We start from the raw sequence: 15,817 nt of genomic DNA, 5'->3' as shown, positions 1-15,817 counted from the left end.
AGTTAGAACGGATTACTTCAGGTTAGTCAGATGAGTCCAGAATCCCTCAGCGAACGGCTGGACGCGCCCGCCCGCCGGGTCGAGTACGACGACGCGACCGTCGTCGTGGCCGACCTCGGCGTCAGCGACGACGCAGTCGACGTCGACGTCGTCGGCGACACGGTCATCCTCGTCGTCGACGCCGGCGGCGAACTCGCCCAGCACGAGTTCGAGGTGCCGGCGGGCACCGTCTCGAAAGCGCTTATCAACAACGGCGTCGTCACCGTCGAGGTGGAACGATGAGACTCACGGTCAAGCCGCTGAAGCAGAAGGACGCCGGCCGCGGGTTGGCCGCCATCGACCGCGCCGCCATGGCGGAACTCGACCTCGAGAACGGCGACTACGTCGTCGTCAACTCCGACCAGGGGCGGGCCGTCGCGCGCGTCTGGCCCGGCTACCCCGAGGACGAGGGCGAGGGCGTCGTCCGCATCGACGGCCGCCTCCGCCAGCAGGCCGACGTCGGCATCGACGACACCGTCGAGGTCGAACCCGCCGACATCAAGCCCGCGACCAGCGTCACGGTCGCGCTCCCCCAGAGCCTCCGCGTTCGGGGCGACATCACGCCGATGGTCCGGGACCGCCTGAGCGGCCGCCCCGTCACCACCGGCCAGACCATCCCCATCTCCTTCGGGTTCGGCGGGATGAGCACCGTCTCCGGCCAGCAGATCCCCGTCAAGATCGCCGGGACTGACCCCGACGGGACGGTCGTCGTCAGCAACGACACCGACATCCAGGTCTCCGAGCAGCCCGCCGAGGAGATCGCGGCGGGCGCCGGCGGCGCCGAGGGCGGCGACGCCACGCCCAGCGTCACCTACGAGGACATCGGCGGCCTCGACCGCGAACTCGAGCAGGTCCGCGAGATGATCGAGCTCCCGATGCGCCACCCCGAGCTCTTCCAGCAGCTCGGCATCGAACCGCCGAAGGGCGTGCTCCTGCACGGGCCGCCCGGCACCGGGAAGACGCTCATCGCGAAGGCCGTCGCCAACGAGATCGACGCGAACTTCCAGACCATCTCGGGCCCCGAGATCATGTCGAAGTACTACGGGGAGTCCGAGGAGCAGCTCCGCGAGGTCTTCGACGAGGCCGAGGAGAACGCGCCCGCCATCGTCTTCATCGACGAGATCGACTCCATCGCGCCGAAGCGCGGCGAGACCCAGGGCGACGTCGAGCGCCGGGTCGTCGCCCAGCTGCTCAGCCTCATGGACGGCCTCGAGGAGCGCGGCGACGTCACCGTCATCGCGGCGACGAACCGCGTCGACGCCATCGACCCCGCGCTCCGCCGCGGCGGCCGCTTCGACCGCGAGATCGAGATCGGCGTCCCTGACAAGGGCGGCCGCACCGAGATCCTCCAGGTCCACACGCGCGGCATGCCGTTGGCCGACGACGTCGACCTCGACGAGTTCGCGGAGAACACCCACGGGTTCGTCGGCGCGGACATCGAGAACCTCGCGAAGGAGGCCGCGATGAACGCGCTGCGTCGCATCCGGCCCGAGATCGACCTCGAGTCCGACGAGATCGACGCCGAACTCCTCGAGTCCATCCGCGTCACGGAGAGCGACTTCAAGGACGCGCTGAAGGGCATCGAGCCCTCGGCGCTCCGCGAGGTCTTCGTCGAGGTGCCGGACGTCACCTGGCAGGACGTCGGCGGCCTCGAGGACACCAAAGAACGCCTCCGCGAGACCATCCAGTGGCCGCTGGACTACCCCGAGGTCTTCGAGTCCATGGACCTCCAGTCCGCGAAGGGCGTCCTCCTCTACGGCCCGCCAGGCACCGGGAAGACGCTGATGGCGAAGGCCGTCGCCAACGAGGCGAACTCGAATTTCATCTCCGTGAAGGGCCCCGAACTCCTCAACAAGTACGTCGGGGAGTCCGAGAAGGGCGTCCGCGAGGTGTTCAGCAAGGCCCGCGAGAACGCCCCCACGGTGGTGTTCTTCGACGAGATCGACTCCATCGCGGGCGAACGCGGCCGCAACATGGGCGACTCCGGCGTCGGCGAGCGCGTCGTCAGCCAGCTCCTCACGGAGCTCGACGGCATCGAGGAACTGGAAGACGTCGTCGTCGTCGCGACGACGAACCGCCCCGACCTCATCGACAACGCCCTGCTGCGCCCCGGCCGCCTGGACCGCCACGTCCACGTGCCGGTGCCGGACGAGGACGCGCGCCGCGCCATCTTCGAGGTGCACACGCGCAACAAGCCCCTCGCCGACGACGTCGACCTCGACGACCTCGCCGCAGACACCGACGGCTTCGTCGGCGCCGACATCGAGGCGCTCGTCCGCGAAGCCACGATGAACGCCACCCGCGAGTTCGTCAACTCCGTCGACCCCGAGGAAGCCGCCGAATCCGTCGGCAACGTCCGCATCACCGCCCAGCACTTCCAGGACGCCCTCGACGAAGTGACTCCGAGCGTCGACGAGGACGTCCGCCAGCAGTACGAGGACCTCGAACAGAAATTCGAGAAGGCCGAAGCCCCCGAGGACGAACGCACCACCCCCGGGGCGTTCCAATAGTACCTTTTTGCAGCGCTCGGGCGGCGAAGCCGCCCTCGCTTGCAAAAAGCTACGCTAAAAAGCGCTCCTCGCTCCCGTCGCGCGCCGCCGGCGCGCGGTGGTCACTCGTCGGCCCGCTCGCTCACTGCGTTCGCTCGCGGTGAGTGGACTAGCTCAGGACCACCCCGTGGTTCGGCTACGAGACGTCGAGGCGGTCCTCGATTTCAGATTTCCACGCCGTGTTCTGAGCGTGTGTATCGTCGTAGACTGTATTCGAGAGCCCCATGGGCTTCCGGGCCGCAGTATCTATCGAAGCTCGCTCCGGCAAGCCACCGATGTGACGCGCCCACCGGTAGAGCGGCACTTGATTCGACGCTGCGCGTAGCTGTGTGGCGTCGGTTCGGAGCGCCTCCGATGCTTCGTCGAGATCGGCTTGGCTGTTGTTCGCAGGGCCCGGAGACGTGATGACGCGAGCGTAGTACTGCAAGTCAGCGTCAGTCTGGCTGATCGCGCTCTTGACCTCGGACAGCGGCCTGAAGTAGAACCAGACGACACTCGACGAGACGAGACCGAGCGCGAAAGTCGCAATCGGAGCACCAGCCCGAGAGCCATCAGTCCAGTCGTTCGGCGGCGCCCTTCTCCACGAGCGGCTGGGCGTTCTCCTCGGGGAGCGTGACGACGTCCTCGGCCTCGAGCGTGTACTCGCGTTCGTCCAGCCCGAAGATGTCGCCGACGTCGTCGGTGACGCGGACCGTCGTCCGGGCCACGTCGTCGCCCCCGTCCGCGGCTTCGGCACCGCCGTCCTCGTCCGGCGCCGCGTCTTCGCCCTGGACGCGCGCGAGGTCCTCGGCGACGGCGTCCGGCACTCCATCGTCTGTCTGCTCGCGTGCGGACGCCGACCGGTCGCTGCCTGACGCCGCCGACTGGTCGGTCTCCGGCGACGCCGGCTCGCTCTCGTCTGCGCCCATCCCGCCGCCCATCGCCGCGGCGGCCGAGGAGTCCGACGGCCGGTCGGTCGTCGCCCGCTCGGACCGCCCGCTCGCCGCGTCGGCGGCGTCGTCGGTCCCCGCGGCCGTACCGTCGTCCGGGTCCGCCTCTCCCGAGATCACGTCGAGGACGTGGTTCTTGTTCGCCTCGATGCGGTCGACGAGGTCGCCGTAGAGCGCGCGCTCCTCGTCGGTGAGGCCGTCCGCGTCGTCTGGCATCCCCGCCGCCGCGAGGCTCGCCTGCTTGACGAGCTTGCCCATGCGGCGCTCGTAGATTGCCTCCGCGACCTGCTCGGCGGTCTCGACCTTGTCCGTGAGCTCCTGGACCTCGGGGTCGCCGAACGGGTCGTCCGCGGCCGCCGCCGCGGCCTCCCGCTGCTCTTTGAGCTCCGCGATGTACTCCGCGACGTCCGCGTAGAAGGAGTCCCGCAGCTCCTGGAGGCCGTCGGTCGCGCGCTCCCGCGTCTGGGCCGCTCGCAGGTCTTCGAGGTTCATTCTCTGGCCTTCTCCGCCGCGCCGCGTGCCATCAGGAACACGCCCGCGTACTCTGGGACTGATACGACTCCCGGCCGCACCCTAAGCGTTTCCCCGAGCAGTTCGAGCGTGCGCTCGTCCTGGACGTCGACGGCGATGTCGTGGCCGACGAACGTCTCCGGGACGGCGTCCACGAGCGGTTCGAAGTCGTCGAGTTGCTCGCGCGAGAGCCGGCGCACGCGCAGGCCGCTGCCGCCGTGCAGCGTCCCGGGCAGCCGGATCAGGCGGTTCGTGTCCGTCGTCACCGGCTCGTCGATGGCCGCCTGCTCGGCGTCGACGGTCTCCGCGACGGAGCGGCGCGCGACCTTCAGGAACGCCGGGTGGACGTCGACGTTGCCGCGCTCGACCGCCGCCGTGTTGTTGTCGACGGCGTTGTAGATGGCGCGCGCGGACTTCTCGCCGACGCCCTCGAAGTCCGAGAGGTACGCGACGGCGTCGTCCTCGCCGCGGTCGAGGAGGTCGTCGGCGAACTCGCCGAGGCGGTCGGTGACGCGGCGGCCCCAGCCGCCGTCCGCCGGCAGCACGCGCTTGGTCGTCGGGTTCTTCAGGCCGATGCCCTCGACGGTCTCCTCGCGGACGAGCGTCTCCAACTCGAGTTCGTTCCCGCGCACGTAGTCGACGATCTCGCGGCGCTGCTCGCGCTCGAGGTCGTGGACCCCGTCGTCGCGGACGTGGACGTGGTAGCCGCGGCCGCCGGAGAACGCGACCGTGAGGTCCTCGAACCCGAAGTCGGTCTCGAGGAAGTCCAGCAGGCGGTAGAGGGCGTCCTTGCACTTCGCGAGCATCTCCGCGTAGGAGTCCTCGCCGAGGGTGACGTTCGGCAGGTGGTCGGCGTCCAGGTCGAAGACGAGGTCCGACCCACGCCAGCCCTTCGCCTCCATCGTGGACGCGCCCGGGTTCTCGTAGAACCCCGCCGAGAAGTAGACGTGGCGCGGCCGCTCGCGTTCGAGGAACGCCGCGGTGTTCCCGAGGTCGAGCGTCGACTTGTGCCGGACCATCGTCGTGTCCGGCCCCGACGTCCACGGGATGTACCCCCACTCGCGGTCGTCGGCGCGCGGCGGCAACACCACGTCGTTCCGCCGGTAGAAGTCGCCGAACCGACCGCGGAGGTACGCGCGGGTCCGTTCCTCCATAGCGACCAACGGCTACGGCGACCCACCGTAAATGCGTATCGTATCACCCGTCGGCCGGGCGGGCGCGGCTACCAGCCTCGCAGGCTGCCCTGCGGTCGCGTCCCGGCCACCGGCGGTCGCGTCCCGGCTACCGGCCGCGGAGCAGTTCGCTGATGCGGTCCCGGATGCGCGCGCGGTCGCCGAGCCGGAGGTAGTAGGCGCCCTCGCCGTCCTCGTAGTAGTTCGCGATCTCGCGCTCGATGGTGAACCCGAGGTGCTGGTAGAACGAGACGGCGTTGTCGTTGCTCGTGCGGGCGTGACAGGACGCCTTCCCGGCGTCCTCGGCGACGGCGGCGACGAGGCGCTCGCCGAACCCGTCGCCGCGGTACTCCGGCGCGACCGCGAGAAAGAGGATGTAGCCGTCCGAGCGCGCCGCGGCGAACCCCACGAGGTTGTCGCCGTCGAGGAAGCAGTACACCGACGAGCGCCGGTACGCGTTCGCGAAGAACCCGCGTCGCTGCTTGAGGAGGGCTTCGTCCTCGCGGATGCGTTCTTTCAGCTCCCAGGCGTCGTCGAGGTGTTCGTCGTCGCCCGGGGGGACCACCTCTTCGTCGACGGTGACGCTCACTGGCCGTGGCTAGCGCGCCAGTGAATATAATTCCACCGTCGACGGCGGGCTCTCCGGCGAACGCGCTCGTGCCGACGGCGGACTGCCCGCCGAGGCCGCTCGTGTCGACGGCGGACTGCCCGCCGAGGCCGCTCGCGCCGACGTGGGTCCTTCGGCGAACGCGTCCCGCCGGCGGCAGGCAGTACGGCGAACCGCCCGTGCCGACGGCGGGCCGTCTGGTGGTCCGCCGAAACCCTTTCACGGGTCAACGTAGTGTCCGCAGACGATGGTTCCGGACTCGCGTCCCGACAGGGAGACGGTCCAGCAGGCCGGCCAGTCGGCCTACGACCGCGTCCGCGAGGCGGGGTTGACCGGCGTCGCGGTCGTGGTGCCGCTGCTGGTGACGGTGTACGTGCTCAGCGTCGCCGTGGGCGTCGTCGACGACCTGCTCGCGCCGCTCGTACAGTTGCTGAACACCGCCGGCCTGACGCCGGACGCCTCCGAGACAGTCGTGGACGCCGTCGGCGTCGTCGCCGTCGCCGTGCTCACCGTCCTCGTCGGGTTCGCGGCGTCGTTCCGGTCCGGCGAGCGCGTCCTCGAGTACTTCGACGCGGCGCTCGAGCGCGTCCCCGGCGTGGGCGCCGTGTACAAGAGCTTCCGCCAGATGGGCGACGTGATGGTCCAGAGCGAGGCGGACAACTTCCAGTCGGTGAAGCTCGTGGAGTTCCCCCACGAGGGCGCGTACACGCTCGGGTTCCTGACGACGGAGACGCCGTCCAGCATCGAGACGGCGGCCGACGAGCCGGACATGCAGACGCTGTTCCTGCCGCTCGCGCCGAACCCCGTGATGGGCGGCCACCTCACGCACGTCCCGACCGACCGCGTGATGGACGTGGACATGACCGTCGAGGAGGGCATGCGCACGGTCGTCACGATGGGGGTCGCCATCGCCGGCGACGGCGGCGGGACGGACGGCCTCTCCCGGGAGCGCCTCGAGCGGCTGAGCGGCGAGGACGTCGCGAACTCGAAGCTCTCGGCGGACGAGGCGGAGGGCGAGGAGTCGTGACCTTCGAACTGCGCGAGCACACCGCCGACGTCGCCGTGGAGGCGACCGCCGACACGCTCGGCGGCGCGTTCGCGGCGTGCGCCGACGGGATGGCGGCGGCGATGACCGACGACGACCCCGGCACGGGCGAGCGGTTCGCCGTCGAGGAGCGCGCGGACACCCGGGAGAAGCTCCTCTACGACTACCTCGACCGCCTCATCTACGAGCGCGACGTGCGGAACGTCCTCCCCGTGGCCAACGAGGCGGCCGTCCGCGAGGCCGGCGGCGAGTGGGTCCTCGAGGCGACCGCGCGCGGCGTCCCACTGGGCGACGTGCGCGCCCGCGACCTGAAGGCCGTGACGTACTCCGAGATGGACCTCTCCGAGACGGCGTCGGGCTGGCACGCCTACGTCGTCTTCGACGTGTAGGCGCTGGCTGGCGCCCGCCGTCCTCGTCGGCGTGTCGGCGACCGGGCGAGACGAAACGTATTCCCGGCCGCCACGCGGACTACCGAACATGAACACGTACGACGCCGACGGCCACACGCTCCGCGAGGTCGAGCCCAACGTCTGGGAGCTCGACCGCGACGCGGACATGCGCGTCCCGGCGCGCGTGTTCGCCAACGAGGCGCTGCTCGAGCACATCGAGGACGACCGCACGCTCGACCAGCTCCGGAACGTCGCGTGCATGCCGGGGGTCGTCGCGCCAGCGCTCTGCATGCCGGACGGCCACCAGGGCTACGGCTTCCCGGTCGGCGGCGTCGCCGCCTTCGACGCCGAGGACGGCTGCATCTCGCCCGGCGCCGTGGGCTTCGACATCAACTGCCTTTCGGGAGATAGCGACGTGCGACTCCCGTTCGGACGGCATCGGCCGATTCGAGAATTCCTCGATGACTTCGACGGCCAGCAGGCCGTCGTCGCGGCCGGCGACGACGAGTACGCGTCCGATATTCGCCTCGCGACGGAGACGCGGAGCAAGACCGTCTACGAAGTCGAAACCGAATCCGGCGACACAGTCGAGGCGACGGCCGACCACCCGCTCCGAACGGGCGACGGAATGGTCGATGTGGAGGACATCGAAGTCGGCGATGACGTGTTCGTATCGCCGTTCCGAGGCCTCCCCCACGAGGAACCACCGGAGTTCGTCGTGCTCGACGAATCGGACTTCGAGGACGAGGACCCGCAACTGATTCGCGTCCTGAAGGACCGCGACCTCCTGCCGCTGAAGTCTACTGACGAGGCGTTCGCCCGGCTCCTGAAACTGGTCGGCTTCCACACCGGAGACGGGTCGTTCAGCGGCTCGCAGACGTGGTTCTACGGCGACCCCGAGGACCTCCACGATATTCGAGAAGACATCGAAGCAGTCGGATTCACTCCTTCGAAAGTCTACGAGAGAGACCGCGAACACTCGGTCGGCGGCAACGAGTTCGAGCGGACCGAATACAGCACGCGCTCGACTTCGAACGCGTTCAAGCAGTTGCTCCTGAAGCTCGGCGCGCCGGACGGCAGAAAGACGGATTCGGCGTTCACCGCGCCCGCGTACCTCGACCGGCTCGCCGACTGGCAGACGGCCCTGTACCTCTCCGCGTTTTTTGGAGCGGAGATGAGCGCGCCCGCCGCCGTCTCGCGAACGAACCTCTACGCCCCGTCGGTCTCCCACAACCGACTCGCAGAACACGAGAGCGCAGGGGAACAGTTCTTGCGGGACCTGATGCGGCACCTAAACGACCTCGGCGTGGAGACGAACGCGCTGGAGGTCGTCGAGCGCGGCGAAAACGCGGATGGGGAGACAGTCCGGTTCCGTTTCGGCGTCAGGAACGATTCGAAGAACCTCGTCCGCTTCTTCACCACCGTCGGCTACCGCTACAACCGCGAGAAGCGACGGACAGCCGCGCTCGCTGCGGAGTACCTCAAGCGCAAGGAACGCGTCGTCGAGGAGCGAGCGCGGATCGCGAGCGAAGCGCGCGCGATGGCCGACGGTGGTGCTGTCGCGAGTGAAGTGAAAGCGGCGTTCGACGAAGTCAACGACCGATTTGTCGAGCGAAGTCTCTACGGCCAGCGTGATGGCCGACCTCGTCCCCCCGAAGACTTCCCTGGGTTCGAGGAGTTCCGAGAGAAAACCGAGGTCCGCGAGGACTTCACGGTTCCGAGTGAGGTCGTATCGGTCACGGAACTCGGGGAGAAGACGGTTTACGACATCGGTGTGACGCACGACGACCACACCTTCGTCGCGAACGGGTTCGTCGTCTCGAACTGCGGCGTCCGCATGGTGAAGACGGACCTCGCCTACGAGGACGTGCAGGGCCGCGAGGAGGAGCTCGTGGACGCCCTCTTCGACGCCGTGCCCTGCGGGCTGGGCGGCGGCGGCGTCCACGACGGCGACCACGCCGACCTGGAGGCTGCCCTCGAGCGGGGCGTCGACTGGTGCGTCGAAGAGGGGTACGCGACCCGCGAGGACATGCTGCACTGCGAGGACGAGGGGCGCCGGCCCGAGGCCGACCCCTCGGCGGTCTCCCAGAAGGCCAAAGACCGCGGCGCGAACCAGATGGGGTCGCTCGGCTCGGGCAACCACTTCCTCGAGGTCCAGCGCGTCACCGACGTCTACGACGGCGGGACCGCCGACGCGTTCGGCCTCGACGAGGACCAGGTCGTCGTCCTCGTCCACTGCGGGTCCCGTGGCCTCGGCCACCAGGTGTGCTCGGACTACGTCCGCCGCATCGAGGACGACCACCCCGAGTTCGTCGCGAGCCTCCCCGAGAAGGACCTCGCCGCGGCGCCCGCCGGCTCCCAGACCGCCGCGGACTACTACGGCGCGATGTGCGCCGCCATCAACTTCGCGTGGGTGAACCGCCAGCTCGTCACGCACGCCGTCCGCGAGACGTTCGCGGACGTCTTCGGGCGGTCCTGGGAGGCCCTCGGGATGGAGCTCCTGTACGACGTCGCGCACAACATCGCGAAGCGGGAGACCCACGACGTCTACGTCACCGACGACGGCTACAGCCTCGACGGCGACGGCGGGCGCGTCGAGCGCGACCTCTACGTCCACCGGAAGGGCGCGACGCGAGCGTTCCCCGCCGGCCACCCGGACGTCCCGACCGCGTACCGCGACGTCGGCCAGCCCATCCTCATCCCGGGGAGCATGGGCGCCGGCAGCTACGTGCTGAAAGGCGGCAGCGAGTCCCTGCGGCGGTCGTTCGGCTCGACCGCGCACGGCGCCGGCCGCCTGATGAGCCGCACGCAGGCCAAGAAGCAGTACGGCGGCCCCGCGGTGCAGACCCAGCTCCGCGACCAGAACCAGATCTACGTGAAGGCCGCCTCGGGCGAGACAATCGCGGAGGAGGCGCCCGGCGTCTACAAGGACGTCGACGAGGTCGTCGGCGTCTCGGACGCGCTCGGCATCGGCGACCTCGTCGCGCGCACGTTCCCCGTCTGCAACGTCAAGGGGTAGTCGGGGCGGTCACTCCGCGTCGTCGCCGCACGACGTGTCGGCCCGGTGCATGACCGCCGGCCCGGAATCCCGCCCAACGTCCACGCGGAGGGTGAGACAGCCCCCGGGGAAGGCCTCGGCGGTGAACGTCGCAGCGGACCGCTCGTCGGCCGCCTGGTCGCGAACCCGGACCGTCCACCGGCCGCGCTCGTCCGGGTACGCCGACCGTTCGACCGGTTCGCTGTGGACGTTCCGCGGGTCGTCGCCGGACGCGGGGTCGGCAGCCTGGATACCGAAGTCCCCCCAGTAGACGACGTCACCGTCCAAGAGCAACTGGACCGACGCTGTGCGCCGCTCTCGGGCGTGGTTCAGGACGCGAACCGACTCGAGTCGCGGCGGCTCGGCCGGCGTCGCGGTCAACTGCGAACAGCCGGCCAGTCCGGTCACGGCGAGCACGCCTGCGCGAATCGCCTGGCGTCTCGTCGCGGAGGGCATACGACGGACCGCGCGGCGAGCGCGGAAAAAGCTGGCGAGCGCTCAGCGCCCGGGACCGCTCGGGCCGCGCGGACCCCCCGGCCCCACGCCTTCGGCGAGGCGGACGTACTCGGACTCGGGCCGGCCGCTGACCGCCTCCCCGTCCTCGTAGCGCACGAAGTTCAGGTAGAACGGCTCGCCGCAGCCCGGTTCGTCGGCCGCTGCGTCGGCGTCGGGCGGGTGCGACCAGTCGGCGTCGTCGCGGCCGCAGACGAACTTCACGCCGTCGTAGTCGTCGGCCTCGAAGTCGTCGCCGGGACCGGCGTACGTCCAGCCCCCGAGCGGGAACGGCGTGACGGACTTGTCCGCGAGGTAGGGGTCGCGGTCCAGTTCGGCGACGGCGCCGCAGCGCGGACAGTAGTAGGAGACGGCGACCATACACGGGATTCGTGCCCGTCGGGCTTAGGCGTCCCGCCGCCGCGCGCCACCGCGTCCCACGGCGTGGCAAGCTTATTCAGCCCGCGCCGGGAACCGGAGTGCATGCGACCGCCCTACCCGAAACTGGACGCCCACCTCGCGGACGCGGGCGCGGACGGCTTCCTCGTCGACGCCGACGGCGAGGACAGCACGCAGTACTACCTCTCGGGCTACCACGCGCCGGACGACTTCGCGACGCTGTACGCCGACGGCGACGTCTACCTGCTGGTCTCCGGCCTGGAGTACACGCGCGCCGTGGCCGACAGCGACGCCGCCGAGGTGCGGAAGCTCGACGACTACGGCTACCGCGAGAAGGCCGCCGAGGTCGGCCCGCCGGAGGCGATGAAACTGGTGGTCGCGGACTTCGTCGCCGACTACGGCGTCGACTCGGTGTCGGTGCCGGCGTCGTTCCCCACCGGCACCGCGGACGCGCTCCGGGACGCCGGAGTCGGCGTCGACCCGCAGTACCACGACCCCGTCGAGCGGGTGCGCGCGGTGAAAGCCGACGAGGAACTCGAGTGCGTCCGGACGGCCCAGGCGGCAAACGAGGCCGCGCTCGCCGCCGTGGAGGCGCTGCTCGCCGACGCGTCCGTCGACGAGGACGGCGTCCTCCGCCACGGCGGCGACGCGCTGACCAGCGAGCGCGTCCGCGACCGCATCGCGGGCGTCCTGGACGACCACGACTGCGTGGGGTCGGAGACCATCGTGGCGTGCGGGCCGGCCGCCGCGCGCGCCCACGACACCGGCTCGGGCCCCCTCCGCGCCGACACGCCCATCGTCGTGGACGTCTTCCCGGAGCACGAGCCGACCCGGTACTACGGCGACGTGACTCGGACGTTCGTGAAGGGTGAGCCCAGCGAGCAGGCCCGCGAGTGGTACGACGTCGCCCACGAGGCCTACGAGGCGGCGCTGGACGCCGTCGAGCCCGGCGCCACCGGGGAGGACGTCCACTTCGCCGCCTGCGACGTGGTCGAGGACGCCGGCTACCCGACGACGCGCAGCCACGACGGCCCCGAGAACGGGTTCTTCCACAGCACGGGTCACGGCGTCGGCCTGGACGTCCACGAGTCCCCGCACCTCGCCGAGCACGGCGAGGTCCTCGAACCCGGCCACGTCGTCACCGTCGAACCGGGCGTCTACGAGCAGGGCGTCGGCGGCGTGCGCGTCGAGGACCTCGTCGTCGTCACCGAGGACGGCTACGAGAACCTCACCGACTACCCCACCGACTTGCGAGTGTTGTAGGCGGCAGCGAGCGGTGTCGGGACGGTTCCGTCGACGCGGACTCCGCCACCGATCCGGACGATCGCCACGGCCGGTAGCCTGGTCGACTGTGAGGGCGACGACCGAGCGCGCGACGCGACGCGCCGCGAGAGCGGTCGGAGGGTTCACTCCGGAAGACATTTGCTTCGACCCGCGGATGCGTAGACCATGATCGACGAGACTGCCGAGGAGATCCGCGAGATGCGGACGCACTCCTCCTCGGTCGTCGCCGTGAAGGCCGCGCAGGCCCTCCGAGAGCTCCTCGACACCGACTACCCGACCGTCGAGGAGTACGTGCGCGCGCTGGAGCGGAACAGCAACGCGCTCCGGCGGGCGAACCCCTCCCACGCGTCGCTGGTGACGACCCAGCGGGAGGTCGTCGGGCGCGTGCGGGACGCGGACCCGGCGTCGGTGGCGGAGGCCAAGGAGGTGACGGCGGCGGCCGTCGACGACGTCGTGGGCGCCGTCGAGTCCGCGAAACACGAGGCGGCGGACGCGACCGCCGAGCGCATCGAGGACGGCCAGACGCTGCTGACCCACGACTACTCGACGACGGTCCTGGAGGCCCTGGAGACCGCCGCGCGCTCGGGCAAGCACCTCGACGTGTACGTGACGGAGGCGCGGCCGCGGCACCTCGGCCGGAAGACCGCGCGCACGCTCGCCGCAATCGACCGCGTCGACGCGACGCTCATCGTGGACGGCGCGTCCGGCTACTACCTCCCCGAGTGCGACCGCGTCCTCCTGGGCATGGACTGCGTCGTCGGGGACACGTACTACAACCGCGTCGGCACCTACCCGCTCGTGGCGACCGCCGCGGACGTCGGGACGCCGGTGACCGTCACGGGGTCGAGCGCGAAGCTCGTCGACGAGGGGTTCCGCTTCGAGAACGACTTCCGGGACCCCAGCGAGGTCATCCGGGAGCCGCCGGAGGGCTTCGCGGTGGAGAACCCGGCGTACGACGCGACGCCGACGCGCCTGCTGGACGCCGTCGTCACGGACGCGGGCGTCCGCGAGTACTGACTCGGGCCCCGGCCTCGCGGCGCTACGCTTCCGGCGGGCCGTCGCGTCCGATGGTGATCTCGTGGGCCTCGACGTCCTCGTAGGCGGCGACGCGGCCGCCAACCTCGACGCGGCCGCCGCCGGTGTCGAGGACGATGGTGGCGACCTGCTCGGTCTCGACGAACCGCGTCTCGACGACCTCGCCGCGGTCGGTGCGGGGCTCGCCGGAGAGCACGTCCCGGCCGCGGACGGTCGCGTACACGGTGTCCTCGACGGCCTGGATGTCCTTCACGCAGCGGCGGATGGAGGCGTACGACCGCGGCAGGTCGACCGCCGCGGCGTCGGTCTCGTGGAGGAGCTCGCTGGCGGTCGACCAGACGACGGTGCCGAAGAACCCGGAGACGAGGAAGCCGAGCGCGGAGCGGTTGAAGATGACGCCGTACTTCTCGGGGTCGTCCCGGACCGCGCCCTGGGTCGCGTACACGGAGTACTGGCCGTCCGCCACCGCGATGACGGGCGTGGTGATGCCGCGGCGGCCCCGCACCGTGTGGGCGACGCGGCCGTAGTCGAAGTCCTCGCCGTCCGGCGCATCGGAGGCCGGCGTGACGACGAGGTCGACGCTGACGCCGCGGTCGCGGGCGGCCGCGAGGTCGTCGGCGAACCGCTCGAGGAGGCCGGGGGTCAGCGAGGCCACGAGTTCGAACTCGGCGTCGTCGATGACGTCCCCGAAGTACCGGAGGATGGTCGACCGCGACTTCACCAGGGAGACGGCCTCGGTCTCCCGAGTCGGCGTCGTGTACTCGTCCTCGAGGGCGGCGACCATCGCCGCGAACTCCGACCGGAGGTCCGCGAACGCCTCCTCGGGGTCGATGGCGGCCACCTTCATCGGTCGCGACTCCCGGAGTTCCACGAGGCCGCGGTCGCTGAGGCTGCGGACGGTGTCGTAGACGCGCGGCTGTGGGATGTCGGTGCGGTCGGCGACGTCGCTGGCGGTGAGTTCGCCGTGCCGGAGCACCGTGAGGTACGCTTCGATCTCGTACTCGCCGAGGTCGAACCCCGCGCCGACGCGTTCGACCGTCTCGCGGAGGTTCTCGTCGCTCATACCGCCACCCACGGCGACCCCGGTCTTTTAGCCTGCGGTCGGCCGCTGCCGTGGGTGTGGCGACCTGCAATCGCCGCCAGCACAGCGGCCTACCAGCCCCCAGTACAGCGACGGGCCAGCCCCCAGCACAGCGACCTGCCACCGCCGCCAGCACAGCGACCTGGCACCGCTGCCGGTGGGTCAGTCCTCGGTCTCGACGCGGGCCTCGTAGACGTCCCCGCGGTAGTCGAAGTAGTGGACGTCCTCGCGGTCGAACCGCAGGTTCTCGAACGCGGCCGCCGTCTCGACGCGGACCGTCGCGACGCCGTCCTCGAAGAGCGCGAGCGCCTCGCCGAGCCACGGCCGCCGCGCGCCGACGAACGGCCGCACGAGCTGTTCGGCGACGTAGCGCTGGACGGACTGGTCGTCGGGCACGCCGGCGTCGCCGACGCGCTCGACGACCAGCACCTCGGCCGTCGACCCGGCCTGTCCGTCCACGGTGGCGGTGACCCTGTCGCCGTCCCGTTCCGTCGAGAAGTCCCCGGGGACCGCGAGTTCGAGGGGGTCGCCGTCGAGCGCGAACGCCGCGCCGAGGCCGACCCGGTGCTCGTGGTCGCCGGACTCGAACCAGCCCGAGACCGCGAAGGCGTACTCGCCGCCGCCCAGGCCGGCGACGGTCGCCTCGGTCTCGCCCGCGCGCCCGTGGGACGGCTCGAGCGTGTTGTCGACGGTGAACGCCCACTCGTGGGTCTCGCCGGCGGAGAGGACGTGCAGCGGCTGCGGGACCTCCTGGGGCGTGAGGTAGAACCACTCGTCGTCGACGCGCCTGTGGAGCCCCCAGTCGTAGAAGTTCAGGGAGAAGTCGACGTCGGTGTCGTTCGCGAGCGCGAACGTCGTCCCGTCGGTCGGGAGCGAGAGTTCGTCCGCCGCCGGCGTCAGCGCCAGCGGCTCGTCCGCCTCGCCGGGGTGCCAGACGACGCGCTCGACCCCGTCGTCGGCCTCGAAGGGGCTGTCTACCTGCCCGACCGGGACGCCGAGGTCGCTGAGCGCCGGCGGCGTCGCCGACGCGGTCGTCTCCCGGGTGGTCGCGCGCGTCGTCGGCTCGTCGGTCCGCCCGGTCGTCTCCGTCCCGGTCGTGGTCCCGGAGCCGCCGCCGTCGCCGAGACAGCCCGCGACTGCCGCGGCGGCGACCGTCGAGAGGAGGGCGCGTCGCTTCATGTCCCGACGCTCGAACGCGAGCGTAAAGTGTCTCGTGGTGAGTGCGGTCGCCGTATCAGTCCGCCGCCGC

14 protein-coding genes are annotated in these 15,817 nt (G+C 70.7%); 7 read left to right on the top strand and 7 right to left on the bottom strand.

Annotation, left to right across the window (positions count from 1 at the left end):
• The first annotated feature begins 30 nt into the window (after positions 1-30).
• Positions 31-282, top strand: a complete 252-nt coding sequence (locus U5911_RS14825; RefSeq protein ID WP_336037833.1) for a DUF7127 family protein — start codon at positions 31-33, stop codon at positions 280-282.
• The gene (locus tag U5911_RS14820; protein ID WP_336037832.1) at positions 279-2,549 is read left to right on the top strand and encodes a CDC48 family AAA ATPase; all 2,271 of its coding nucleotides are present in this window, start codon (positions 279-281) and stop codon (positions 2,547-2,549) included. The genes U5911_RS14825 and U5911_RS14820 overlap by 4 nt, the downstream gene beginning before the upstream one ends.
• 590 nt (positions 2,550-3,139) lie before the next feature.
• On the opposite strand, the gene U5911_RS14815 is transcribed toward U5911_RS14820, so the two are convergent.
• The 3 genes from U5911_RS14815 to U5911_RS14805 all read right to left on the bottom strand — a co-directional run bounded on the left by U5911_RS14815 (position 3,140) and on the right by U5911_RS14805 (position 5,788).
• On the bottom strand, positions 3,140-4,009 hold the full coding sequence (locus U5911_RS14815) for a DNA replication complex subunit Gins51 (RefSeq protein WP_336037831.1): 870 nt from the start codon (positions 4,007-4,009) through the stop codon (positions 3,140-3,142).
• A complete protein-coding gene (priS, locus tag U5911_RS14810) occupies positions 4,006-5,181 on the bottom strand; it encodes a DNA primase small subunit PriS (RefSeq protein WP_336037830.1) in 1,176 nt (391 codons plus the stop codon). The genes U5911_RS14815 and priS overlap by 4 nt, the downstream gene beginning before the upstream one ends.
• A gap of 127 nt (positions 5,182-5,308) precedes the next feature.
• On the bottom strand, positions 5,309-5,788 hold the full coding sequence (locus tag U5911_RS14805) for a GNAT family N-acetyltransferase (RefSeq protein WP_336037829.1): 480 nt from the start codon (positions 5,786-5,788) through the stop codon (positions 5,309-5,311).
• A 265-nt stretch (positions 5,789-6,053) separates the two neighbouring features.
• Between U5911_RS14805 and U5911_RS14800 the strand changes: the two genes are divergently transcribed.
• The 3 genes from U5911_RS14800 (at position 6,054) to U5911_RS14785 (ending at position 10,259) form a co-directional block, all read left to right on the top strand.
• A complete protein-coding gene (locus tag U5911_RS14800; protein ID WP_336037828.1) occupies positions 6,054-6,833 on the top strand; it encodes a DUF502 domain-containing protein in 780 nt (259 codons plus the stop codon).
• Positions 6,830-7,240 carry an archease gene (locus U5911_RS14795; RefSeq protein WP_336037827.1) on the top strand — a complete coding sequence of 137 codons (411 nt, stop codon included), beginning with the start codon at positions 6,830-6,832 and terminating at the stop codon, positions 7,238-7,240. Before U5911_RS14800 ends, U5911_RS14795 begins: the two co-directional genes overlap by 4 nt.
• Positions 7,241-7,328: 88 nt before the next feature.
• Entirely contained in the window at positions 7,329-10,259 is a 2,931-nt protein-coding gene (locus U5911_RS14785) for an RtcB family protein (RefSeq protein WP_418771546.1), read from the top strand.
• Between the two features lie 9 nt (positions 10,260-10,268).
• Here the strand turns inward: U5911_RS14785 and U5911_RS14780 are convergent, their stop codons facing one another.
• Together U5911_RS14780 and U5911_RS14775 are read right to left on the bottom strand one after the other, a co-directional pair.
• Positions 10,269-10,733, bottom strand: a complete 465-nt coding sequence (locus tag U5911_RS14780; protein WP_336037826.1) for a hypothetical protein — start codon at positions 10,731-10,733, stop codon at positions 10,269-10,271.
• A gap of 42 nt (positions 10,734-10,775) precedes the next feature.
• Positions 10,776-11,150, bottom strand: coding sequence for a DUF7969 family protein (locus U5911_RS14775; RefSeq protein WP_336037825.1), 375 nt, complete (start codon positions 11,148-11,150; stop codon positions 10,776-10,778).
• 102 nt (positions 11,151-11,252) lie between these two features.
• Here U5911_RS14775 and U5911_RS14770 point away from each other — a divergent pair, with 102 nt between their 5' ends.
• Positions 11,253-12,431 carry a M24 family metallopeptidase gene (locus U5911_RS14770; protein WP_336037824.1) on the top strand — a complete coding sequence of 393 codons (1,179 nt, stop codon included), beginning with the start codon at positions 11,253-11,255 and terminating at the stop codon, positions 12,429-12,431.
• 186 nt (positions 12,432-12,617) lie between these two features.
• Positions 12,618-13,469 (top strand): eIF2B alpha/beta/delta subunit family protein, encoded by an 852-nt coding sequence (locus U5911_RS14765; protein WP_336037823.1) that lies wholly within the window; start codon positions 12,618-12,620, stop codon positions 13,467-13,469.
• Between the two features lie 22 nt (positions 13,470-13,491).
• Here U5911_RS14765 and trmB read toward each other — a convergent pair whose 3' ends face one another.
• Together trmB and U5911_RS14755 are read right to left on the bottom strand one after the other, a co-directional pair.
• On the bottom strand, positions 13,492-14,550 hold the full coding sequence (gene trmB / locus U5911_RS14760; RefSeq protein ID WP_336037822.1) for an HTH-type sugar sensing transcriptional regulator TrmB: 1,059 nt from the start codon (positions 14,548-14,550) through the stop codon (positions 13,492-13,494).
• Positions 14,551-14,730: 180 nt separating this feature from the next.
• Positions 14,731-15,747 carry a hypothetical protein gene (locus tag U5911_RS14755; RefSeq protein WP_336037821.1) on the bottom strand — a complete coding sequence of 339 codons (1,017 nt, stop codon included), beginning with the start codon at positions 15,745-15,747 and terminating at the stop codon, positions 14,731-14,733.
• Between the last annotated feature and the right edge of the window lie 70 nt (positions 15,748-15,817).

This window comes from Halobacterium yunchengense, from assembly GCF_037031165.1.
Lineage (GTDB): Archaea > Halobacteriota > Halobacteria > Halobacteriales > Halobacteriaceae > Halobacterium > Halobacterium yunchengense.
The sequence above is the reverse complement of the archived record's forward strand: the minus strand, read 5'-3'. Positions and strand labels throughout refer to the sequence as shown.